The organism is Variovorax sp. 05T418 (assembly GCF_056396385.1).
Genome location: NZ_JBFTLJ010000024.1, coordinates 1 through 20,233, shown reverse-complemented (window position 1 = coordinate 20,233; position 20,233 = coordinate 1). Strand labels below are relative to the sequence as shown.

The 20,233-nt window shown below is 66.6% G+C and carries 20 protein-coding genes and 1 tRNA gene; 13 read left to right on the top strand and 8 right to left on the bottom strand.

What is annotated here, in order from left to right; genetic code table 11:
• Positions 1-15: 15 nt before the first annotated feature.
• Positions 16-1,203, top strand: a complete 1,188-nt coding sequence (locus AC1DMS_RS29780) for an aminotransferase-like domain-containing protein (protein ID WP_012747681.1) — start codon at positions 16-18, stop codon at positions 1,201-1,203.
• Positions 1,204-1,213: 10 nt separating this feature from the next.
• On the opposite strand, the gene AC1DMS_RS29775 is transcribed toward AC1DMS_RS29780, so the two are convergent.
• A complete protein-coding gene (locus tag AC1DMS_RS29775) occupies positions 1,214-1,441 on the bottom strand; it encodes a hypothetical protein (protein ID WP_012747682.1) in 228 nt (75 codons plus the stop codon).
• A 63-nt stretch (positions 1,442-1,504) separates the two neighbouring features.
• Between AC1DMS_RS29775 and AC1DMS_RS29770 the strand changes: the two genes are divergently transcribed.
• Positions 1,505-1,831 carry a DUF6172 family protein gene (locus tag AC1DMS_RS29770; protein WP_012747683.1) on the top strand — a complete coding sequence of 109 codons (327 nt, stop codon included), beginning with the start codon at positions 1,505-1,507 and terminating at the stop codon, positions 1,829-1,831.
• 9 nt (positions 1,832-1,840) lie between these two features.
• Here the strand turns inward: AC1DMS_RS29770 and AC1DMS_RS29765 are convergent, their stop codons facing one another.
• From AC1DMS_RS29765 to mfd, 3 genes are all read right to left on the bottom strand, one after another.
• Positions 1,841-2,908, bottom strand: a complete 1,068-nt coding sequence (locus tag AC1DMS_RS29765) for an Ldh family oxidoreductase (RefSeq protein ID WP_012747684.1) — start codon at positions 2,906-2,908, stop codon at positions 1,841-1,843.
• Between the two features lie 283 nt (positions 2,909-3,191).
• Complete coding sequence (gene serB / locus AC1DMS_RS29760) at positions 3,192-3,905, bottom strand: phosphoserine phosphatase SerB (protein WP_012747686.1); 714 nt, start codon at positions 3,903-3,905, stop codon at positions 3,192-3,194.
• Positions 3,902-7,399, bottom strand: a complete 3,498-nt coding sequence (gene mfd / locus AC1DMS_RS29755) for a transcription-repair coupling factor (RefSeq protein ID WP_012747687.1) — start codon at positions 7,397-7,399, stop codon at positions 3,902-3,904. The genes serB and mfd overlap by 4 nt, the downstream gene beginning before the upstream one ends.
• Positions 7,400-7,514: 115 nt before the next feature.
• Here mfd and ispD point away from each other — a divergent pair, with 115 nt between their 5' ends.
• Together ispD and ispF are read left to right on the top strand one after the other, a co-directional pair.
• Positions 7,515-8,228: a 2-C-methyl-D-erythritol 4-phosphate cytidylyltransferase gene (gene ispD / locus AC1DMS_RS29750; RefSeq protein WP_026284068.1), complete on the top strand. Its 714-nt coding sequence runs from the start codon at positions 7,515-7,517 to the stop codon at positions 8,226-8,228.
• A complete protein-coding gene (gene ispF, locus AC1DMS_RS29745; RefSeq protein WP_012747689.1) occupies positions 8,225-8,719 on the top strand; it encodes a 2-C-methyl-D-erythritol 2,4-cyclodiphosphate synthase in 495 nt (164 codons plus the stop codon). Before ispD ends, ispF begins: the two co-directional genes overlap by 4 nt.
• A gap of 5 nt (positions 8,720-8,724) precedes the next feature.
• On the opposite strand, the gene AC1DMS_RS29740 is transcribed toward ispF, so the two are convergent.
• The gene (locus tag AC1DMS_RS29740; protein ID WP_012747690.1) at positions 8,725-10,140 is read right to left on the bottom strand and encodes a sensor histidine kinase; all 1,416 of its coding nucleotides are present in this window, start codon (positions 10,138-10,140) and stop codon (positions 8,725-8,727) included.
• A gap of 76 nt (positions 10,141-10,216) precedes the next feature.
• Entirely contained in the window at positions 10,217-10,948 is a 732-nt protein-coding gene (gene ompR / locus AC1DMS_RS29735; RefSeq protein ID WP_012747691.1) for an osmolarity response regulator transcription factor OmpR, read from the bottom strand.
• Between the two features lie 230 nt (positions 10,949-11,178).
• On the opposite strand from ompR, the gene AC1DMS_RS29730 reads away from it, so the two are divergent.
• Both AC1DMS_RS29730 and AC1DMS_RS29725 read left to right on the top strand, forming a co-directional pair.
• Positions 11,179-11,478 carry a hypothetical protein gene (locus tag AC1DMS_RS29730; RefSeq protein ID WP_369664464.1) on the top strand — a complete coding sequence of 100 codons (300 nt, stop codon included), beginning with the start codon at positions 11,179-11,181 and terminating at the stop codon, positions 11,476-11,478.
• A gap of 60 nt (positions 11,479-11,538) precedes the next feature.
• Positions 11,539-12,249, top strand: coding sequence for an SIMPL domain-containing protein (locus tag AC1DMS_RS29725; protein ID WP_012747693.1), 711 nt, complete (start codon positions 11,539-11,541; stop codon positions 12,247-12,249).
• Between the two features lie 9 nt (positions 12,250-12,258).
• Here the strand turns inward: AC1DMS_RS29725 and AC1DMS_RS29720 are convergent, their stop codons facing one another.
• Entirely contained in the window at positions 12,259-13,029 is a 771-nt protein-coding gene (locus tag AC1DMS_RS29720) for a 3-hydroxybutyrate dehydrogenase (protein ID WP_012747694.1), read from the bottom strand.
• A 68-nt stretch (positions 13,030-13,097) separates the two neighbouring features.
• Here AC1DMS_RS29720 and AC1DMS_RS29715 point away from each other — a divergent pair, with 68 nt between their 5' ends.
• The 7 genes from AC1DMS_RS29715 to AC1DMS_RS29685 all read left to right on the top strand — a co-directional run bounded on the left by AC1DMS_RS29715 (position 13,098) and on the right by AC1DMS_RS29685 (position 19,488).
• The gene (locus AC1DMS_RS29715) at positions 13,098-14,057 is read left to right on the top strand and encodes an alpha/beta fold hydrolase (protein WP_012747695.1); all 960 of its coding nucleotides are present in this window, start codon (positions 13,098-13,100) and stop codon (positions 14,055-14,057) included.
• A 106-nt stretch (positions 14,058-14,163) separates the two neighbouring features.
• Positions 14,164-16,308: a RelA/SpoT family protein gene (locus AC1DMS_RS29710; RefSeq protein WP_230537838.1), complete on the top strand. Its 2,145-nt coding sequence runs from the start codon at positions 14,164-14,166 to the stop codon at positions 16,306-16,308.
• A 49-nt stretch (positions 16,309-16,357) separates the two neighbouring features.
• Positions 16,358-16,434, top strand: a tRNA-Val gene (locus AC1DMS_RS29705).
• A gap of 170 nt (positions 16,435-16,604) precedes the next feature.
• Entirely contained in the window at positions 16,605-16,973 is a 369-nt protein-coding gene (locus AC1DMS_RS29700) for a hypothetical protein (protein ID WP_244883808.1), read from the top strand.
• A 72-nt stretch (positions 16,974-17,045) separates the two neighbouring features.
• Positions 17,046-17,606 carry a polyhydroxyalkanoate synthesis repressor PhaR gene (gene phaR / locus AC1DMS_RS29695; RefSeq protein ID WP_018905029.1) on the top strand — a complete coding sequence of 187 codons (561 nt, stop codon included), beginning with the start codon at positions 17,046-17,048 and terminating at the stop codon, positions 17,604-17,606.
• A gap of 41 nt (positions 17,607-17,647) precedes the next feature.
• Positions 17,648-19,054, top strand: a complete 1,407-nt coding sequence (rimO, locus tag AC1DMS_RS29690) for a 30S ribosomal protein S12 methylthiotransferase RimO (RefSeq protein WP_012747699.1) — start codon at positions 17,648-17,650, stop codon at positions 19,052-19,054.
• A gap of 152 nt (positions 19,055-19,206) precedes the next feature.
• Positions 19,207-19,488, top strand: coding sequence for a hypothetical protein (locus tag AC1DMS_RS29685; protein ID WP_012747700.1), 282 nt, complete (start codon positions 19,207-19,209; stop codon positions 19,486-19,488).
• A gap of 269 nt (positions 19,489-19,757) precedes the next feature.
• On the opposite strand, the gene AC1DMS_RS29680 is transcribed toward AC1DMS_RS29685, so the two are convergent.
• Positions 19,758-20,054, bottom strand: coding sequence for a hypothetical protein (locus AC1DMS_RS29680; RefSeq protein ID WP_012747701.1), 297 nt, complete (start codon positions 20,052-20,054; stop codon positions 19,758-19,760).
• Positions 20,055-20,233 lie beyond the last annotated feature (179 nt).

Here is a 20,233-nt window from a genome sequence, read left to right as displayed (position 1 = left end):
AAAGTGAGACTTCCCATGCAATTCGCTTCCCGCCTCGACAACGTCGAAACCTCCGCCATCCGCGAACTCTTCAAGCTGCTGGGCAAGCCCGGCATCATCAGCTTTGCGGGCGGCTTCCCCGACAGCGCCATGTTCGACGTGGAGGGCCTGAAGGAGGCGAGCCAGAAGGCGCTGACCGAGGAGCCCGGCGGCGCGCTGCAGTACGGCGCCACCGAAGGCTACGAGCCGCTGCGCACGCAGCTTTCTGCCTTCATGAAGACCAAGGGCGTCGACGTGGACCCGAGCGGCCTGATCGTCACCACCGGCAGCCAGCAGGCGCTCGACCTGCTCGGCAAGACCATGATCTCGCCCGGCGACAAGGTGATCGTCGAGGGCCCGACCTTCCTGGCCACCATCCAGTGCTTCCGCCTCTACGGCGCGCAGCTCATCAGCGCGCCCATCGACGCCAACGGCGTGAAGACCGACGAGCTCGAAAAGCTCATCGCCGAGCACAAGCCCAAGTTCGTCTACCTGATTCCCACCTTCGGCAACCCGAGCGGCGCCATGCTGAGTCTGGAGCGCCGCAAGAAGGTGCTCGAGCTGGCGGTCAAGTACCAGACGCTGATCGTCGAGGACGACCCCTACGGCGACCTCTACTTCGGCGAAGCGCCGCCGCCTTCGATCCTGGCTTTGGCCAAGGACGTGCCGGGCAGCCGCGAGCTGCTCGCGCACTGCGGCAGCCTGAGCAAGGTGCTGAGCCCGGGCCTGCGCATCGGCTGGATGATCGCGCCGGCCGAACTGCTCGCCAAGGCCACGATGTGCAAGCAGTTCAGCGATGCGCACACCAGCACCTTCTCGCAGGCCACGGCCGCGCAGTACCTCAAGAGCGGCCGCATGCCGGCCACGCTGGCGCATGTGCGCGAGGTCTACGGGCAGCGCGCGCAGGCCATGGGCGCGGCGCTCGAGCGCGAACTGGGCGATGCGGTGAGCTTCACGCAGCCGCAGGGCGGCCTGTTCTTCTGGGCCCGCCTCACGGGCGCCAACGGCAAGCTGGCCGATGCCAACGAATTGGCCAAGCGGGCCATCGAGAAGCTCGTGGCCTTCGTGCCCGGAGCGCCGTTCTTTGCGGAGAAGCCCGATGTCGCAACGCTGCGCCTGAGCTTTGCGACGGCCGACGTGGCCAAGATCGAAGAGGGCGTGAAGCGCCTGGGCCAGGCCCTGTAGGCCTCCCGACTCAGGGCGAGCGGTGCAGGCGCGGCGCCGCCAGCAGCGCGAGGTTGTCCGCAATGGCCGCATCCACGTTCGGATAGCGGCCTTTCATTTTCGATAGCGTCATGATGGTCTGCAGCGCCTTCAGGTCCTTGACCGAGGGTGCGACCTTGATCTGCGCGATGGCCGCCGATGCGTTGCCGCCGTTGACCAATGCCATCACCTTGCTTGCCCAGTCGTTTGCGCGCGCCATGTCTTCACCTGCTTTCGTTTGAACCACCGCCGACTGTACACAGGCCGCGGGTTAGGATCGACCATGAGAAAAACCTTTCAGCTTCAGGTCGAGGGCAAGCACCCCGACCGACTCCTCGAAGCCATCAAGCACGAGATCCGCAAGTACATCAAGCGCGAGCGGCGCCGCGTCCTGCCCGAAGGCGCAGACTTCTGGGACTTCGACTGCAGGTTCGGCACCTCCGAAGAAACCGCCGAGGCCGTGCACCTGTCGGCCATCACGGGCCTGATCGACGGCATCGCCAAGGAAGGCGGCAAGCAGTTCTACGTCGAGGTCGTCGCCAAGCCCGGCAAGCGCAAGCCGCGCGCAGCCGGGGAGCCGGCGCAAGAAGAGCCGCCCGAAGAAATCTAGCCAGCTATCTCAGAGCAGCGCCTGCGCAAGGCGCAGGCCGTGGCGCTGCTCCGCATCCTGCAGCGACCGCGCGATCGACGGGTGCAGGCGCACCCCGTTCTTCGACTGCGCATCGCGGCGCTTCAAGCCGCCTTCGCCTGGCATCCGCACGGGCCTTGCCGGATCGATCGGCCTGTTGTTGCGGCACTGCGCAGCCACATGGTCCATCTGGCGCAGGAAAGCTTCCTTGCCGCCAAAGGCATGCAGATCGTGCAGCGTGACGTGCACCGTCGCGCCCCAGCCTTCGGGCGGGTCGGCGCGGCCATGGCCCGCGAGGCCGGCGGTCAGCGTCTCGACCAGCAGCGCCATGCCGTAGCCCTTGTGCCCATGGCTCAATCCGCCCACGGGCAGCAGCGTGCCGGGCGGCTGGTCGAACAGCACCTGCGGGTTGTTCGACGGCTTGCCGGCGGCGTCGATCAGCCATTCCTCCGCAAAGGTTTCGCCGGCGGCGCGCTTGCGGTTGCTCATGCCGTTGGTGGTGATGGAGGCCGAGATGTCGACCATCACGCCGCCTTGCGAGAGCGGAAAGCCCATGGCCAGCGGATTCGGCGTGAACACCGCCTGCGTGCCGCCGAAGGGCGCGACGCTGGCGGTGTTGGGGTCGGAGCAGGCGAGCAGCATCAGCATGTCTTCCTCGAGCGCGCGCAGCATGTAGACGGCGAGGCAGGCGATGTGGTGGCTGCGGCGGATCACGAGCGAGGCGGTGCCGAGTTCGCGGGCGCGCGGAACCAGCAGGTCCATGCCCTGGTCCATGAGCCAGGGGCCGGGCAGGCGCTTGCCGTCCCAGAGCACGGCGGCCGGGCGGTCCGACAGCACCTCGGGCGCGCCTTCCCGCGTCATGCCGCCGGACTCGAGTTCCTTCACGTAGCCGGCCAGCAGCGCGAGACCGTGCGTGTCGTGGCCCAGCAGGTCGCCTTCGACGAGGGTGCGGGCGACGCTGTCGGTCATCGGAGCGGCGAGGCCGGCCTTCTGCAGCAGGGCGCCGGCGTAATCCTTGAGCGCCTCGGCGCGGTAGAGGGGGGCGGTGGTGTCGGTCATGTCATGTCTCCATCAAGCTGATTGCTGCGAGGGGTGCTTGTGATTTGTGTGCTGGTTCGGGTGGTTTTGTTTCAGGGCGCTGTTGTTCAGGGCGCTCTTGTTCAGGGCGCGTGCACAGGCCACCGGGTACTCCCCTCCGCGAATGTCCCCCGGCCTTCGGCCTCCTCCTTGATTTCGCTGCGGGGAGCACCCGATGCCCTGTGCACCAGGGCACGCTGCCGGTGTGCCGCTGATCAACCAGCGCCCTGAACAAATCACGTCAAGCACAACGCGAGGCAAAGAGTCACTCCAGAAGCTCCAACAGCCGCTCAAGCCCGCCTTCGTTGATCGCCACCATGGCCTGCTCGCGCACCTTCGGCTTGGCGTGGTAGGCCACGGAGAGGCCGGCTTCGCCCATCATCGGCAGGTCGTTCGCGCCATCGCCCACGGCAATGGCTTCCTGCGGAGAAATGCCCAGCAGGGATGCAACCTCGAGCAGCGTGCGGCGCTTCTCGGCGCCGTCGCAGATGTCGCCCCAGCTTTGCTGCACCACCTGGCCGGTGAGCTTGCCATCGGCCTCGTCGAGCAGGTTGGAGCGTGCGAAGTCAATGCCCAGGCGGTCCTTCACGCGGTTCGCAAAGAAGGTGAAGCCGCCCGACACCAGCAGCACCTTGAGCCCGGCCGCCTTGCAGGCCGCCACCAGTTCCGCCGCGCCCGGATTGAGCTTCAGCCGCTCGTCGTAGACCTGCTGCAGCGCCTCGACCGGCACGCCCTTGAGCAGCGCCACGCGCCGCCGCAGGCTTTCCTTGAAGTCCTTGATCTCGCCGCGCATCGTGGCTTCGGTGATCGCGGCCACCTCGGCTTTCTTGCCGACCGCGTCGGCGATTTCGTCGATGCATTCGATGTTGATCAGCGTCGAGTCCATGTCGAACGCGATCAGCTTGAAGTCGGCCAGCTTCAGCGGCGGCTTCATGCGCTGGATGACGAGGCCGGGGGAGATTTCTGTGATTGCGCTCATGCGGGGGCGGGTTCCTTGACGATCGGTTGTCCGAGGCTGCGCAGCACGTCGCGCACCATTTGCGCACGCTCCTTGGGCTCCTTCAGCTCGCGCTCGATGCGCAGCTTCTCGTTGCCCGCGAGCTTGATGTGCTTGTTCTTCTGGATCAGGTGGATGATGGCCATCGAGTCGACCGGCGGATCCTTCTTGAACGTGATGTGGATCACGCCCGGCGCCGCATCCACCTTCACCACGCCGTACGGCCGTGCGAGCACGCGCAGCCGGTGCGTGTCGATCAGCGTCTGCGCCTGCGGCGGCAGCTTGCCGAAGCGGTCGACGATTTCTTCGAGCAAGGTGTCGATCTGCTCGGGCGTCTTCGCGGTGGCCAGCTTCTTGTAGAACGACAGGCGCAGGTGCACGTCGCCGCAGTAGTCGTCGGGCAAGAGGGCGGGGGCGTGCAAATTGATCTCGGTGGTGACCGACAGCGGCGCGAGCAGGTCGGGCTCCTGCCCGGCCTTGAGCGCGCGCACCGCCTCGCTCAGCATCTCGTTGTAGAGCTGGAAGCCGATCTCCATCATGTTGCCGCTCTGGTTCTCGCCCAGCACTTCGCCCGTGCCGCGGATCTCCAGGTCGTGCATCGCAAGATAGAAGCCCGAACCCAGTTCTTCCATCTGCTGGATGGCGTCGAGCCGCTGCGCCGCCTGCTTGGTCAGGCCCTCGGTGTCCGGCACCATCAGGTAGGCATAGGCCTGGTGGTGCGAGCGCCCGACACGGCCGCGCAGCTGGTGCAGCTGCGCGAGGCCGAACTTGTCGGCGCGGCTCATCACGATGGTGTTGGCGGTCGGCACGTCGATGCCGGTCTCGATGATGGTCGAGCACAGCAGGAGGTTGTAGCGCTGCGCCACGAAGTCGCGCATCACGCGCTCGAGCTCGCGCTCGGGCATCTGGCCGTGGGCCACGGCGATGCGGGCCTCGGGCAATATCTCCTCGAGCTTTTGGCGCCGGTTCTCGATGGTCTCGACCTCGTTGTGCAGGAAGTACACCTGCCCGCCGCGCTTCAGTTCGCGCAGCACGGCTTCGCGGATCACGCCCGTGCCCTCGTTGCGCACGAAGGTCTTGATGGCGAGGCGCCGCTGCGGCGCGGTCGCGATCACGCTCAGGTCGCGCAAGCCCTCGAGCGCCATGCCCAGCGTGCGCGGAATCGGCGTGGCGGTGAGCGTGAGCACGTCGACCTCGGCGCGCATGGCCTTCATCGCCTCCTTGTGGCGCACGCCGAAGCGGTGCTCCTCGTCGATGATGAGCAGGCCCAGGTTCTTGAACTTGACCGACTGCGAGAGCAGCTTGTGCGTGCCGACCACGATGTCGACCGTGCCTTCGGCCAGGCCCTTGGCCGCCGCGGTGATCTCCTTGGCCGAGCGGAAGCGGCTCATCTCGGCCACCTTGACCGGCCACTTGGCGAAGCGGTCGACCAGCGTCTGGTAGTGCTGCTCGGCCAGGAGCGTGGTAGGCGCGAGGAAGGCCACCTGCTTGCCGCCGGTGATCGCGATGAAGGCGGCGCGCAGCGCCACCTCGGTCTTGCCGAAGCCCACGTCGCCGCAGACCAGGCGGTCCATCGGCTGGGGCGAGATCATGTCCTGCACCACGGCGTGGATCGCGGCCTTCTGGTCGGCGGTTTCCTGGAAGCCGAAGTCGTTGGCGAACACTTCGTAGTCGGCGGCCGAGTAGCGGAAGGCATGGCCCTGCCGCGCGGCGCGGCGGGCGTAGATGTTGAGCAGCTCGGCGGCCGAGTCGCGCACCTGCTCGGCGGCCTTGCGCTTGGCCTTTTCCCACTGGCCGGAGCCCAGCTTGTGCAGCGGCGCCTCGTCGGCGCTGACGCCGGTGTAGCGGCTGATCTGGTGCAGCTGCGAGACCGGCACGTAGAGCGTCGCCTTGTCGGCGTACTCCAGGTGCAGCATTTCCTGCAAGAGCGGCTTGCCTTCGGCATCGGTGCCCTGGCCCAGGTCCATGTGGATCAGGCCGCGGTAGCGTCCGATGCCGTGCGCGGTGTGGACCACCGGGTCGCCCACGTTGAGCTCGGACAGGTCCTTGATCAGCGCCTCGACGTCGCTGACCTGTTCCTGCTTCTTGTTGCGCCGGCGCGTGGTGGGCGCGGTGGCGAAGAGCTCGGTCTCGGTGACGAAGTCGATGCCCTGCTCGCGCCAGGCAAAGCCCGAGGCGAGCGCGGCGGTGGCGATGCCGATCTTCTCGTCGGCCGAGGCTTCGAACTCGGCCAGCGAATCGAAGGCCGGCGGGCTCACGCCGCTGGCGCGCAGGAAGTCGAGCAGGCTTTCGCGCCGGCCTTCGCTTTCGGCGATCAGCAGCACGCGGTGCGGCGTGGCCTTGATATGGGCCTTGAGGCCGACCAGCGGGTCCTCCGCGCCGCGCACCACGGCAAAGGGCGGCAGCCTGTCGAACTCGGCGTAGGGCGTCTCGGCAGCAATGTCTCCGCCGCCCGCGTTTCCGCGGATCGCGAGCTGCGCATGCGGCTTGGCGCGCTGGTAGAACTGCTCGGCACTCAGGAACAGCGCCTCGGGCGGCAGCGCCGGGCGTTCGGGGTCGCCGCGCACCAGGCGGTAGCGCTCGCTCGTGTCCTGCCAGAAATGCTGGAACGCGGGCTCCAGGTCGCCGTGCAGCACCACGGTGGCGTCCGCACCCAGGTAGTCGAACACCGTGGCCGTCTCGTCGAAGAACAGCGGCAGGTAGTACTCGATGCCGGCGGTGGCCACGCCGTTGCCCATGTCCTTGTAGATGCGGCTCTTGGTCGGGTCGCCTTCGAGCAGTTCGCGCCAGCGGCTGCGGAAGCGCGCGCGGGCGTCGTCGTCCATCGGGAACTCGCGGCCGGGCAGCAGCCGCACCTCGGGCACCGGATAGAGGCTGCGCTGGGTGTCGGGGTCGAAGGTGCGGATCGAGTCGATCTCGTCGTCGAACAGGTCGACGCGAAACGGCACCAGCGAGCCCATCGGAAAGAGGTCGATCAGGCCGCCGCGCACCGCGTATTCGCCCGGGCTCACCACCTGTGTCACGTGGCTGTAGCCGGCCAGCGTGAGCTGGGCCTTGAGCTTGGATTCCTCGAGCTTCTGCTTGGCCTTGAAGTGGAAGGTGTAGCCGGCCAGGAAGGCCGGCGGCGCGAGCCGGTAGAGCGCGGTGGTGGCGGGCACCAGCACCACGTCGGCCTCTTTCTGGCTGATGCGCCAGAGCGTGGCCAGGCGCTCGCTGATCAGGTCCTGGTGCGGGGAAAAGCTGTCGTAGGGCAGCGTTTCCCAGTCGGGGAACAGGGCGCAGCGCAGCTCGGGCGCGAAGAAGGCGATCTCGTCGATCAGCCGCTGCGCGTCGTTGGCGTCGGCCGTGAACATCGCGGTGGCGCGGCCCGCGGCCTTCTCGCGCATGCCCAGCTGCGCCAGCAGCAGCGCATCGGCCGACAAAGGAGGACGCGGCAGCGTGAATCGCTTGCCCGCCGTGAGGTGGGGGAGGTCCATGGAACGCTTAGAAAATGCAGAACACCCCGCGCTGAGGGCGAGGGGTGTATGAGACGGTCGATTCTAGAATGGCGGCCCTTTATCCGCTTGCCGGCCGCCGGCCGTGCCGCACCCCATGTCTTCTTCCCGATTTTTCGTGCTGATTCCCTGCGCCGGCTTCGGCCACCGTGCAGGTGGCGCCCAGCCCAAGCAATACCAGCGGCTGGCGGGATCGTCGATGGTGGCCCACACGGTGGCTGCGTTCCGCGCGCTGGCGGGGCGCTTTGCCGGGCTGGCGGTGGTGGTGTCGCCGGACGACCGCGAGGTGCAGACGGCGCTGCCGCGCTTTCCGGCCGACAACGAATTCCTGCTGCGCGTGGGGGGCGTCACGCGCGCCGCCACGGTGCGCAACGGTCTCGCGGCGCTGCGCCAGAAGGGTGCCGGGGCGCATGACTGGGTGCTGGTGCACGATGCGGCGCGCTGCCTCGTCACCTCGAGCCAGATCGAGGCGCTGATCGCGGCCTGCGAGCACGACGCCGTCGGCGGGCTGCTGGCGCAGCGGCTGGCCGACACGCTGAAGGCCTCCTCGGCCGACAGCCGCGTCTCCCAGACTCTTTCGCGGGCCGACAAGTGGCTGGCCCAGACGCCGCAGATGTTCCGCATCGGCATGCTGCTCGATGCGCTGGAGCGGGCGGGCGACGCGGTGACCGACGAGGCCGGCGCCATCGAGGCCATCGGCCTGTCGCCCTTGCTGGTGCCGGGCAGCGCGCAGAACTTCAAGGTGACCTTTCCCGAGGACTTCGCCCTGGCCGAGGCGGTGCTGCTCGGCCGCCGAAAGGCCATCGCATGACGGCCGCGTTCAACCTCCGCGTGGGCGAGGGCTGGGACGTTCACCAGCTGGTGGCGGGACGCAAGCTGATTCTCGGCGGCGTGGAGGTTCCGCACACCACCGGCCTGCTGGGGCATTCGGATGCCGACGTGCTGCTGCATGCCATCACCGACGCCTTGTTCGGTGCGGCGGGCCTGGGCGACATCGGCCGGCATTTTCCCGACACCGACGCGCAGTTTCGCGGCGCCGATTCGGCCGTGCTGCTCGGCGAAGCGGCACGCCGCGTGCGCGCTGCGGGCTGGGAGATCGGCAACGTCGACAGCACGGTGATTGCGCAGGCGCCCAAGCTGGCGCCGCACATCCCGGCCATGTGCCGGCGCATCGCCCAGGTGCTGGGCCTCGCGCCCGAGCAGGTCAACGTGAAGGCCAAGACGGCCGAAAAGCTCGGCCCGGTCGGCGAAGGCCGCGCGATGGAAGCGCGCGCGGTGGTGCTGCTGCACCGCCAGGGCTGATCGACTCAGGCCCGCCGGCCCTGCTGCGCTTCCGCCGCCGGCCTCGGCTCGGGCATGGCGCGCGGCATGCGGATGTGCGCCGCCAGGCCGCGCCCGGGCGTGCTGGTGAGCGCAAAGGTGCCGCCCATGCGCTCGATGTTCTTTGCCACGATCGACAGGCCGAGCCCGGCGCCGGCCGCGGAGGTGCGCGCCACGTCGCCGCGGAAGAAGGGCTTGGTCAGCTGCGAGAGCAGGGCGGGCTCGACGCCCGCGCCGTGGTCGCGCACCTTGATCAGCACCGCGTCGTTGTTCGATTGCGCCTGGATCACCACGTCGGCAATGCCGGTGGAGGGTGTCTTGCCGTAGCGCCGCGCGTTCTCCACCAGGTTGGAGATCACGCGCGTGAGCTCGACCTCGTCGCCCAGCACGCGCAGGTCGGGCGGCACGTCGACGCGGATGTTCATTTCTTCGTAGTCCTGCACGGCGTAGGTGCAGGCATCGACCACGTCGCGCAGCAGCACGGGCTTGGGGTCGACATGGTCGGGGCGCGCGTAGTCGAGGAACTTGTCGATGATGGCGTCGAGCTGGGCGATGTCGGCCGCCATGTGGTCGCGCGCGTCCTCGTCGGACACGCTCATCTCGGTTTCGAGCCGCAGCCGCGCGAGCGGCGTGCGCAGGTCGTGCGAGATGCCGGCCAGCATGATGGCGCGGTCCTGCTCGATCTTGGCGAGCTGGTCGGCCATGCGGTTGAAGCCGATGTTGACCGCGCGGATCTCGTTGGTGCGGGCGCTCTCGTCGAGCCGGTGCGCCTCGTATTCGCCTTCGCGCACCTGCATGGTGGCGCGCGACAGCTGCTTGAGCGGCAGGTTGATGAGCCGCGTGATCAGCGCCGCGCCGGCCAGCGACAGCGCCATGGCGGTGCTGAGCCAGACCAGCCAGGTGCGTCCGCCCACGCGGCTGAAGCGGGTCGGGTCGAGCAGCAGCCAGTAGGTGTCGCTCTCGATGGTGAAGCCGATCCACAGGCCCGGCTCGTCGTTGACGCGGCTGGCCACCGTGGTGCCTTCGCCGAGCTGGTCGATCAGCTCCTCGGTCACGCGCTGGTCGAGCGCGCCGCTGGTGTAGGGCTGGAAGCGGTCGTTGGGCTCGCGCGGCAGGATGCGCACGCCCTCCTGGTCGGCCAGCGTCTTGATCAGCGACACCCGCGTGATCGCATCCGAATACACCAGCGCCGCGCGCGTGAGGTTCACGAGCGAGGCGATCTGGTGTGCCGTCTGGATGGCGCGCGGCTCGTATTCGAGCGAGCGGAAGGTCTGCAGCCAGGCGACCGTACAGCCGATCAGCAGCAGCGCGAGCAGGAAGAATGTGCGCCAGAAAAGGCTGAAGCCGAGCTTCAGGCCCGGTCGCCGGTCACGCTGGCCGCTGCCCTCCAGGGGGCTTGGCATGGTGACCTGCGCGCCGTCCTCCTGGGCTGGGCTGGGTCTGGCGGATTGCAGGCCGATGGCCACCTCAGGGTGTCGTTCAGGCCGTGCCGTCCGGCACGAACACGTAGCCCACGCCCCACACGGTCTGGATGTAGCGGGGCGCCGCCGCATCGGCCTCGACCAGCTTGCGCAGGCGCGAGATCTGCACGTCGAGGCTGCGGTCGAAGGGCTCGAACTCGCGGCCGCGGGCCAGTTGGGCCAGCTTCTCGCGCGACAGCGGCTGGCGTGGATGGCGCACCAGCGCCTTCAGCATCGCGAATTCGCCGGTGGTCAGGGAGAGTTCCTCGCCGTCCTTCTTGAGCGTGCGCGAACCCAGGTCGAAGGCAAAGGGCCCGAAGGTGACGGTCTCGTTCTCGGTGGAAGGGGCGCCGGGCGCTTCGAGTGGCGGACGGCGGCGCAGCACCGCATGCACGCGCGCCAGCAGTTCGCGGGGGTTGAACGGCTTGCCCAGGTAGTCGTCCGCGCCGACCTCGAGGCCGACGATGCGGTCGACGTCCTCGCCCTTGGCGGTGAGCATGATGATCGGCGTGCGGTCGTTGGCGGCACGCAGGCGGCGGCAGACCGACAGGCCGTCTTCGCCGGGCATCATCAGGTCGAGCACGATCAGGTCGACCGTGTCGCGCAACAGGATGCGGTTGAGCGCCTTGCCGTCCTCGGCCACGATCACTTCGAAACCTTCCTGGGTCAGGTAGCGGCGAAGCAGGTCGCGGATGCGGGCGTCGTCGTCGACGATCACGATCTTGTCAGTGCGGGCGGGAACTTGAGTCATTTCTACAACGTTGAATTTGTAACAGCGCCGATTCTGAAGGCGTTGAGCCCCCGTTGAGCCGGTTTTACTTATGGTTTGACACTAAGTTACAAAACTTGCGGTCGCTCGCTGTCTAGTCATCCGACGTTCGCCCGGCGGTGGCAAAGTCCGCCCAGTGCTATGACTTTTGTTCAATGAGAACCCTTCTTCCCGTCCTGCCGATCCTAGTTGCTTGCAGCTGCGGCCCTGCCTTGGCAAACGCCGGCGAGTTTCTCAGGGTCGGTGATTCGCGCCGCAGCGAGGTACGCGAGGCGGTAGCGGCCCACCGTGCCGCGCAGCGCGACGAAATCCGGCGGGAGGAGGCCGTGGCCGGCAGGCGCCTCACGGCGGCCGAACTCTTCGAACTGCGCCAGCAGGTGCGAAGGCAATGGACGCCGCCCGGCACACCCCACGTGCTGAATTCGGCAGAATCGCAGCCGGCCGAGCGAATGGTGCCGGAGCCGATGTCGGCCGCGCGCGCCCTGACCTTGCCCCGCAGCCAGCGCCGCTGAAGCGGCGAGGGCTGTGTGCTCTCGCGTTCTCGAATACCAACCCAGGGGAGTTAGCTCGTCTTGAAAAAAATCAGTTTGATCGCCGCCTTTGCCGCACTGGCTGCGGCTGGCACCGCCGGCACCGCCATGGCCCAGAACATGGTCCCGCCGCCGCAGAACGTGCTGCAGCTCACGGCCTCCGGCACAGTGGAAGTGCAGCAGGACATGCTCAGCATGACGCTCACCACCACGCGCGACGCAGCCGATGCCGCCACGGTCCAGTCGCAGCTCAAGGCCGCGGTGGACGCGGCCCTGGCCGAGGCCAAGAAAAACGCCCAGCGCGGCCAGCTCGACGTGCGCACCGGCAATTTCAGCCTGTCGCCGCGCTACACCCGCGAAGGCAAGATCAACGGCTGGCAGGGCTCCGCCGAAATGGTGCTCGAGGGCCGCGACTTCGCGCGCATCACGCAGACCGCAGGCCGCATCACCACGCTGAACGTCGGCAACGTGGGCTTCGCGCTCAGCCGCGAGCAGCGCGCCAAGAGCGAGACCGAGGCCCAGACCATCGCCATCGAGAACTTCAAGCAGAAGGCCACCGAACTGGCCAAGGGCTTCGGCTTCGGCGGCTACACGCTGCGCGAAGTCTCGGTGAACGCGAACGACAGCGGCCCGATCCGGCCGCGCGTCATGGCGGCGGCGGCCAAGTCCTTTGCGGCCGATGCGCCGGTGCCGGTGGAAGCCGGCAAGGCCAGCGTGGTCGTCAACGTCTCGGGATCGGTGCAGCTCAAATAGCTTCTTCTCTTATTGAGCGGTCCAGCCGCCGTCCATCTGCCAGGCGACGCCGCGCACCTGGTCGGCGGCCGGCGAGCACAGGAACACCGCCAGGCCGCCGAGCTGCTCGACCGTGGTGAACTGCAGCGAAGGCTGCTTTTCCCCGAGCAGCTCGTTCTGCGCCTGCGTGGCCGAGATGCCTTCGCGCGCCGCGCGGTCGTCGATCTGCTTTTGCACCAGCTGCGTCAGCACCCAGCCTGGGCAGATTGCATTGCTCGTGATGCCGGTGGTTGCGGTTTCGAGCGCCACCGACTTGGTGAAGCCCACGATGCCGTGCTTGGCCGCCACGTAGGCCGACTTCTGCGCCGAGGCCACCAGGCCGTGGGCCGATGCCACGTTGATGATGCGGCCCCAGTTGGCCTCGCGCATCGCGGGTATGGCGAGCCGGGTCGTGTGGAATGCGCTCGTGAGGTTGATGGCGATGATGGCGTCCCAGCGTTCCGGCGGGAAGTCCTCGACCTTTGCCACGTGCTGGATGCCGGCGTTGTTCACGAGGATGTCGACGCGCCCGAATCTGGACGCGGCGAACTTCATCATGTCCTCGATCTGAGCGGGCTGGCTCATGTCGGCGCCGTGGTATTCGGCGCGCACGCCGAGCGCCTCGATCTGGGACTTGGGGGTTTCGGCGTCGCCGAAACCGTTGAGCACGATGTTTGCGCCTTGTTGTGCAAGCGACTTGGCAATGGCCAAGCCAATGCCGCTGGTGGACCCCGTGACAAGCGCGGTTTTGCGTTTGAGCATGAAGATCAATCTCCGGATGAATTAGGATGCGACGAGACCATTATCCGCACCAGGACGACTTCGTTTTCATGACAGAACCGACGCTTCATTACGTGGCGTGCGATGACGCCCAGGGCGGTCACCGCATGGCCTACTGGCAATGGGGCGACGCGCGCAGTGCGCGCGTGGTGGTCTGCGTGCACGGCCTCACGCGGCAGGGACGCGACTTCGACGTGCTCGCCGAGGCCCTCGTGGCACGCGCCGCCGGCGACGTGCGCGTGGTCTGCCCCGACGTGGCGGGGCGCGGCCAGAGCGACTGGCTGCGCGACCCGGCCCTCTACCAGGTGCCGGTCTATGCGGCCGACATGCTGGCGCTGGTTGCGCAGCTGCACCGCGAACGACCGATCAACACGCTCGACTACCTGGGCACCAGCATGGGCGGGCTGATCGGCTTCGTGCTGGCGGGGCACAAGCAGCTGCCGCTGGCCCGGCCGATCCGCCGCTTCGTCGTGAACGACGTGGGCCCGACGATCGAGGCCGCCGCGCTGCAGCGCATTGGCGCCTACGTGGGGCAGGGCGGCCGCTACGACAGCGTGCAATCGGCGGCCGATGCCATGTGGACGATCTCGACCAGCTTCGGCCCCCATACACCGGACCAGTGGCTTTCGCTGTCGCAGCACATGGTGGTGCCTGCGTCGCAGCGCACGCCCGATGGCGCCGGCAAGGTGGAGGCCAGCGAATCCCATGGCGACGCAGCCGGTCCCTGGCTGCTTCACTACGACCCGGCCATTGCCGTTGCGCTGCGCGCCATCACGCCCGAGGCTGCGGTCCAGGGCGGTGCCGTGATGTGGAGCCTCTACGACGCCATCGATGCGCGCACGCTCGTGACGCGCGGCGCGCAGTCGGACCTGCTCTCGCGCGAAACGGCCCTGGCCATGACGCAGCGCGGTCCGCGCGCGGCGCTGGTCGAGTTCGAAGGCGTGGGCCATGCGCCCACCTTCGTCGACCCCGTGCAGGTGGGCGCCGTCACCAACTTCCTGTTCGATTGAGGCCAACGTGAAGCGCGAGTCTTCGAGTCTTCAAACGGCGCACGCCTCCGATACGGCGGTGGTGGACTATCCCTTGTCCGCTGCCACGGCCGACCGCACGCCGGTCATGGAGAACATGCTCGCCCGTGCACGCGCTTTCGCCGAGCCGCTGATCGCCGACGAAAAGCTCGACACCGGCGAGAACACGCTGGCGCATGCCGATGCCGTCGCCGCCATCGTCGCCAAGATGGGTGGCTCCGAGGCCATGCAGGCTGCGAGCTACCTGGTCTACGCCTGCCAGCACCTCAACCGCCCGCAGGAGGTGATCGCCAAGGTGTTCGGCGACAACTTCGCGGCGCTGGCGGTCGAAACCACCAAGCTGGTGCGCGTGCAGGAGCAGGCCCGCTCGGCTTCGCAGGGCCATCACCTGGCCGAAGGCGCAGCGGGTGCGCAGACCGAGAACGTGCGCAAGATGCTGCTCGCGTTCTCGCGCGACCTGCGCGTGGTCATGCTGCGCCTCGCATCGCGGCTGCAGACCCTGCGGCACGCCGCCGCCAGCAAGCAGCCGGCGCCCGAAAGCGTGGCGCGCGAGTCGCTGCAGGTGTTCGCGCCGCTCGCCAACCGGCTCGGCATCTGGCAGGTGAAGTGGGAGATCGAAGACCTCTCGTTCCGCTTCCTGGAGCCCGAGACCTACAAGCTGATTGCGCGCCTGCTCGACGAGAAGCGTGTCGAGCGCGAAGGCCACGTCGAGCAGCTGCGCTCACAGCTCGAACGCGAGCTGCAGGCCGAGGGCGTGCGCGCCACGGTGCAGGGGCGGCCCAAGAACATCTACAGCATCGTCAAGAAGATGCGCGGCAAGTCGCTCGACTTTGCGCAGGTGTTCGACATCCTCGCGCTGCGCGTGGTGGTGCCCGACGTGAAGGACTGCTACGCGGCGCTGGCCTGGGTGCACTCGCACTTCCTGCCGATCGACGAAGAGTTCGACGACTACATCGCGCGGCCCAAGCCCAACGGCTACCAGTCGCTGCACACAGTGGTGCGCGAGATGGTCGACGGCAAGCCCGGCAAGCCGATCGAGATCCAGATCCGCACCGAAGAAATGCACGACCATGCCGAGCACGGCGTGGCGGCGCACTGGGCCTACAAGGAGGCCGGGCACAAGGGCTATGCGGGCGTGTGGGCGAGCGGCGAATACGACGCGAAGATCGCCGTGCTGCGGCAACTGCTGGCATGGGAGCGCGACCTTTCGGGCGGCTCGCAGGGCCAGGGGCTTTTCGACGACCGCATCTACGTGCTCACGCCCGACGCGGCCATCGTCGAACTGCCGCAGGGCGCAACGCCGGTCGACTTTGCCTACACCGTGCACACCACGCTGGGCCACCGCTGCCGCGGAGCGCGCGTCGATGGGGCCATGGTGCCGCTCAACACGCCGCTGTCGAACGGCCAGACGGTGGAGATCATCGCGGCCAAGGAGGGCGGGCCTTCGCGCGACTGGCTCAATGCCGAGCTCGGCTACCTTGCAAGCCACCGCGCGCGCGCCAAGGTGCGCGCATGGTTCAACGCGCAGATCACGCACGAAACCGTGGCGCGCGGGCGCGAGGCGGTCGAGAAGCTGCTGCAGCGCGAAGGCAAGACCTCCACGCGCCTCGAGGACCTGGCTTCTCAGCTGGGCTTCAAGTCGGCGGACCACTTGTTCGAAGTGGTCGGCAAGGACGAGTTCTCGCTGCGCAACATCGAGGTGCTGCTGCGTCCGCCCGAGCCCGCGCCCAACCCCGACGACGGCGTGCAGATCAAGAAGCCGCGCGCGAGCGAGAAGTCCGGCAAGGGCGGTGTGCTGGTGGTGGGCGTGTCTTCGCTGATGACGCAGCTCGCCAAGTGCTGCAAGCCCGCGCCGCCCGATGCCATCCGCGGCTTCGTGACGCGCGGCCACGGCGTGAGCGTGCACCGCGTCGACTGCAGCAACTTCCGCATGATGGCCTCGCGCGACAGCGAGCGCGTGATCGATGTCGAATGGGGCGCCGCGAAGGGCGGCGAAGCGCCGGTCTATGCAGTCGACGTGTCCGTCGAGGCGGCCGACCGCCAGGGCCTGCTGCGCGACATCTCCGATGTGTTCGCACGCGAGAAGATGAACGTGATCGGCGTGCAGACCCAATCGGTCAAGGGCACGGCATGGATGACCTTCACCGTGGAAATCTCCGATGCGGCGCGGCTCACGCAGGTGCTGGGCGTGGTGACGGCGGTTGCCGGTGTGCGATCTGCACGTCGGCGCTGAAAAAGCGCGTTTTCTCCTGCTACAATAGCTGCTTCTCGGACACATCCTTAGGCGCGTAGCTCAGCTGGTTAGAGCACCACCTTGACATGGTGGGGGTCGTTGGTTCGAGTCCAATCGCGCCTACCAATTTCTGTTTCGACTTCCGGCCAACCACCGGGTCTGTCGAACAGAGCTTTCACCGGGTTCCCCGGTGATCCAATCGTCCTAGCGGTGAAGCAGACAAAGACCATGGCCATGTTGTTGTGCTACCTTGGCCGCTCTGCAAACCTTTTTCAAATTTCTTGACAAGCGATCTGATGAATACGCGATCAACGCTGGTTGATCGGGCTCATGCCGACATGCGCCTGGCCGCATTGCTCAGGCAGGCTCCCATCGAATTTGCGCGCGCGGTCTATGGCATCAACGACCACGCAAGCGGCCGCACCGACACCATGGCGGCACGCGAAATAGCCCGCGCCATCCGGCAGGGCACGCCCGTGACGCAGGAGCGCGCCGAGCAGCGCTCGCGCGCCTACTTGCCCACGGCAGGCCAGGAGCACTGTCCGCGCTGCTGGGTGGTCTATGGCCACAAGAGTCCGCTGCGTTTCAGGGAAGCCACCGAAGAACGCCCCGAGACCGCCACCTGCAGCGCCTGCAGCGCCGAGTACGCGACAACGCTCGGTTGAAGCGGCGCAGGCACGGTCAGGGTAAACCTTGTCGCGATGCAGCAAAACCGCTACCTAGAATCATCGGATGACATGGGCATCCATGTGAAGGAGTCCGCAGTGCAGAGCAAGAAGTCCGGGGTCAAGCCGGTGCAACGTGTAATCAAGAAGTACCCCAACCGAAGGCTCTACGACACCGAGACATCCACGTACATCACGCTCACCGAGGTGAAGCAGCTGGTCATACAGAATGCCCAGTTCGTGGTGCGCGATGCCAAGACCGGCGACGACCTCACGCGCAGCATCCTGCTGCAGATCATCCTCGAGGAAGAGGCGGGCGGTGCGCCCATGTTCACCGAGCAGGTGCTGGCCAACATCATCCGCTTCTACGGTCAGGCGATGCAGGGCTACATGGGTCCCTATCTCGAGAAGAACATCCAGGCCATGACCGAGGTACAGGCCCAGCTCACCGAAAAGGCCGAAGGCCTCACGCCCGAGATGTGGTCGCGCTTCATGACCATGCAGTCGCCCATGCTCCAGGGACTCATGGGCAACTACGTCGAGCAGTCCAAGAACGTGTTCCTGCAGATGCAGGAGCAGATGCAGAAAAATACCGAGCAGGTCCTGGGCGCATTCGGCATCAAACGCCCCTGAAATCCCGTCCGCGGCCGATAGCTGGGACAATAGGGGCATATATGAGCGAAGTTGCCTCCCCCGAACGTGCCGCCACGACGGCCGCCCCCAAAGTCGGCTTTGTGAGCCTGGGCTGCCCCAAGGCCCTGACCGATTCCGAACTGATCCTGACCCAGCTGAGCGCCGAGGGCTACCAAACGGCCAAGACCTTCGAGGGCGCCGACCTGGTGATCGTCAACACCTGCGGCTTCATCGACGATGCCGTGAAGGAAAGCCTGGACACCATCGGCGAGGCGCTGGCGGAAAACGGCCGCGTGATCGTCACGGGCTGCCTGGGCGCCAAGACCGGCGACCAGGGCGGCAACCTGGTGCGGCAAATGCATCCGAGCGTGCTGGCCGTGACCGGTCCGCATGCCACGCAGGAAGTGATGGACGCGGTCCACGCCAACCTGCCGAAGCCGCACGACCCGTTCGTCGACCTGGTGCCCAACACCTTCGGCATCGCGGGCCTCAAGCTCACGCCGCGGCACTATGCCTATCTGAAGATCAGCGAAGGCTGCAACCACCGCTGCACCTTCTGCATCATTCCCTCGATGCGCGGCGACCTGGTGTCGCGGCCGGTCGGCGACGTGCTCGGCGAGGCCAAGGCCCTGTTCGAAGGCGGCGTGAAGGAACTGCTGGTGATCAGCCAGGACACCTCGGCCTATGGCGTGGACGTCAAGTACCGCACCGGCTTCTGGGACGGCAAGCCGGTCAAGACGCGCATGCTCGAACTGGTGCGCACGCTGGGCGAAATTGCCGAGCCTTATGGCGCCTGGGTCCGGCTCCACTATGTGTATCCGTATCCGAGCGTGGACGAGATCATTCCGCTGATGGCCAGCGGCCAGGTGCTGCCTTACCTCGATGTGCCGCTGCAGCACAGCCACCCCGACGTGCTCAAGCGCATGAAGCGGCCGGCCAGCGGCGAGAAGAACCTGGAGCGCCTGGCGCGGTGGCGCGAGGTCTGCCCCGAGCTGGTGATCCGCAGCACCTTCATCGCGGGCTTCCCTGGCGAAACCGAGCAGGAGTTCGAGCACTTGCTCGACTTCATCCGCGAGGCGCAGATCGACCGCGCCGGATGCTTCGCCTACAGCCCTGTGGCAGGCGCCACCGCCAACGACATCCCCGGCATGCTGCCGCCGGCGGAGCGTGAAGCGCGCCGCGCCCGCTTCATGGAAGTGGCCGAAGCGGTGTCGATCGCCAAGCTGCGCCAGCGCATCGGTGCAACCATGCAGGTGCTGGTGGACTCGGCACCCGGCATGGGGCGCAAGGGCGGCGTGGGCCGCACCTACGCCGACGCCCCCGAGATCGACGGCACCGTGCGCCTGCTGCCGCCCGAGAAGATCAGCAAGACGCTCAAGGTGGGTGAATTCACGCGGGCCCGCATCGTGGGCGCCGAGGGCCACGACCTGATCGCGCTGCCGATCTGAACCGTCGCCATCCTGGCGAGAGCAAGAGAGAGCAAGGCGGCGATCGCCGACTTGCGAACCACGGACTGAGCGACAGGCGAAAAAGTTGTACGCCTACAGACGCATGCACCCGGGCATTTGAACGTGGCGGCTTGTGTTCTCCAGGAGGTCCCATGTTCTTCCAGCTCTTTCAATCCGGATCCAGCCTTCATCTCAAAAGGGCTGCCACGCTGCTTCACGAAGCCCAGATGGCGCGTCTCGAGCACCAGGCTGCAGCGGAGCATCACGCGGCCCTGGCCAAGATGTATGCGGAGCGTGTGAAGCGCCTTTCCGGCGAGGTCTATCCGCTACCAGCTCCCAGCAGCGAGGCGGCGGCTACGAAGACCGAGCAGGACAAGCCGGCGATCTATTCGATCGAGAGCAATCGCAGGCCCAAGTCGAACCTGCTGACGTAGTTCAAGAAAAGGAAAAGCCCGCTGCGAGCGGGCTTTTCGATGGGCATGGACAGGGCTGCAAGGGCCCGGCCGTTCTTCTTCTCAGTCATCCGAGCGAGAAACGACCAGGAGGCTCATGAACAACGCCCCGAGGAACATGCCGACTAACAAGGTGAATGCTGTGATCACAATGGTCTCCGCTAAATTTGATATTTTCAAATCAAACGTAACCTTGTGTACGCATTCAAGTTACCTTTTGAATCGTTTTTGACGTGAAAGTGTGACTTTTGCTACACGTCGGAGCCGAAAGTCGGCAGTGCATCCTTGCTCTTGGGCGGATGGCCTGGATACAGGTACCTGGAATACTCGCCCGACTGGCCGTACAGCCGTGCCGCGAGTTCCACGGGGTCCTCGTTGCGGTGTTTCTCATAGAGCACAGGGCCCCAGATGATGAATCCATCGATGCTCAGCGAATGAGGTGCCGGCTCGATGGCCTTCCATGCATGTGCGAACTTTGAAATCCATGCCAGTGCTTCGGCCAGCGCATGGTTGCGAGCAGGGGAGGTGATGGGTTCGGATCTCGACATGGCGGTTATCCTTTGTGAAAAGACTGTACAAATATAAGGGGTATCCTCTTAGCTCCAGAAGGTCTGAGTGACTGGATGAATATACAGTTATCCTATCCTTTTCGGCGCTGTTTTGCACCCGCCTGAATCACCTGCTGATAGGTCACCGGTGGGGTGACCACGGCCTGCTGCAAGAGTCG

What these genes read in the sequence shown, in the direction of transcription:
- AC1DMS_RS29710 (WP_230537838.1), top strand. Translation starts at nt 14,164, where the DNA reads ATGGAGAACATGCTCGCCCGTGCACGCGCTTTCGCCGAGCCGCTGATC.
- AC1DMS_RS29680 (WP_012747701.1), bottom strand. Translation starts at nt 20,054, where the DNA reads ATGTCGAGATCCGAACCCATCACCTCCCCTGCTCGCAACCATGCGCTG.
- AC1DMS_RS29740 (WP_012747690.1), bottom strand. Translation starts at nt 10,140, where the DNA reads ATGCCAAGCCCCCTGGAGGGCAGCGGCCAGCGTGACCGGCGACCGGGC.
- AC1DMS_RS29720 (WP_012747694.1), bottom strand. Translation starts at nt 13,029, where the DNA reads ATGCTCAAACGCAAAACCGCGCTTGTCACGGGGTCCACCAGCGGCATT.
- AC1DMS_RS29765 (WP_012747684.1), bottom strand. Translation starts at nt 2,908, where the DNA reads ATGACCGACACCACCGCCCCCCTCTACCGCGCCGAGGCGCTCAAGGAT.
- AC1DMS_RS29685 (WP_012747700.1), top strand. Translation starts at nt 19,207, where the DNA reads ATGTTCTTCCAGCTCTTTCAATCCGGATCCAGCCTTCATCTCAAAAGG.
- AC1DMS_RS29700 (WP_244883808.1), top strand. Translation starts at nt 16,605, where the DNA reads ATGAATACGCGATCAACGCTGGTTGATCGGGCTCATGCCGACATGCGC.
- serB (WP_012747686.1), bottom strand. Translation starts at nt 3,905, where the DNA reads ATGAGCGCAATCACAGAAATCTCCCCCGGCCTCGTCATCCAGCGCATG.
- phaR (WP_018905029.1), top strand. Translation starts at nt 17,046, where the DNA reads ATGGGCATCCATGTGAAGGAGTCCGCAGTGCAGAGCAAGAAGTCCGGG.
- ispF (WP_012747689.1), top strand. Translation starts at nt 8,225, where the DNA reads ATGACGGCCGCGTTCAACCTCCGCGTGGGCGAGGGCTGGGACGTTCAC.
- rimO (WP_012747699.1), top strand. Translation starts at nt 17,648, where the DNA reads ATGAGCGAAGTTGCCTCCCCCGAACGTGCCGCCACGACGGCCGCCCCC.
- ispD (WP_026284068.1), top strand. Translation starts at nt 7,515, where the DNA reads ATGTCTTCTTCCCGATTTTTCGTGCTGATTCCCTGCGCCGGCTTCGGC.
- AC1DMS_RS29780 (WP_012747681.1), top strand. Translation starts at nt 16, where the DNA reads ATGCAATTCGCTTCCCGCCTCGACAACGTCGAAACCTCCGCCATCCGC.
- ompR (WP_012747691.1), bottom strand. Translation starts at nt 10,948, where the DNA reads ATGACTCAAGTTCCCGCCCGCACTGACAAGATCGTGATCGTCGACGAC.
- AC1DMS_RS29775 (WP_012747682.1), bottom strand. Translation starts at nt 1,441, where the DNA reads ATGGCGCGCGCAAACGACTGGGCAAGCAAGGTGATGGCATTGGTCAAC.
- mfd (WP_012747687.1), bottom strand. Translation starts at nt 7,399, where the DNA reads ATGGACCTCCCCCACCTCACGGCGGGCAAGCGATTCACGCTGCCGCGT.
- AC1DMS_RS29770 (WP_012747683.1), top strand. Translation starts at nt 1,505, where the DNA reads ATGAGAAAAACCTTTCAGCTTCAGGTCGAGGGCAAGCACCCCGACCGA.
- AC1DMS_RS29715 (WP_012747695.1), top strand. Translation starts at nt 13,098, where the DNA reads ATGACAGAACCGACGCTTCATTACGTGGCGTGCGATGACGCCCAGGGC.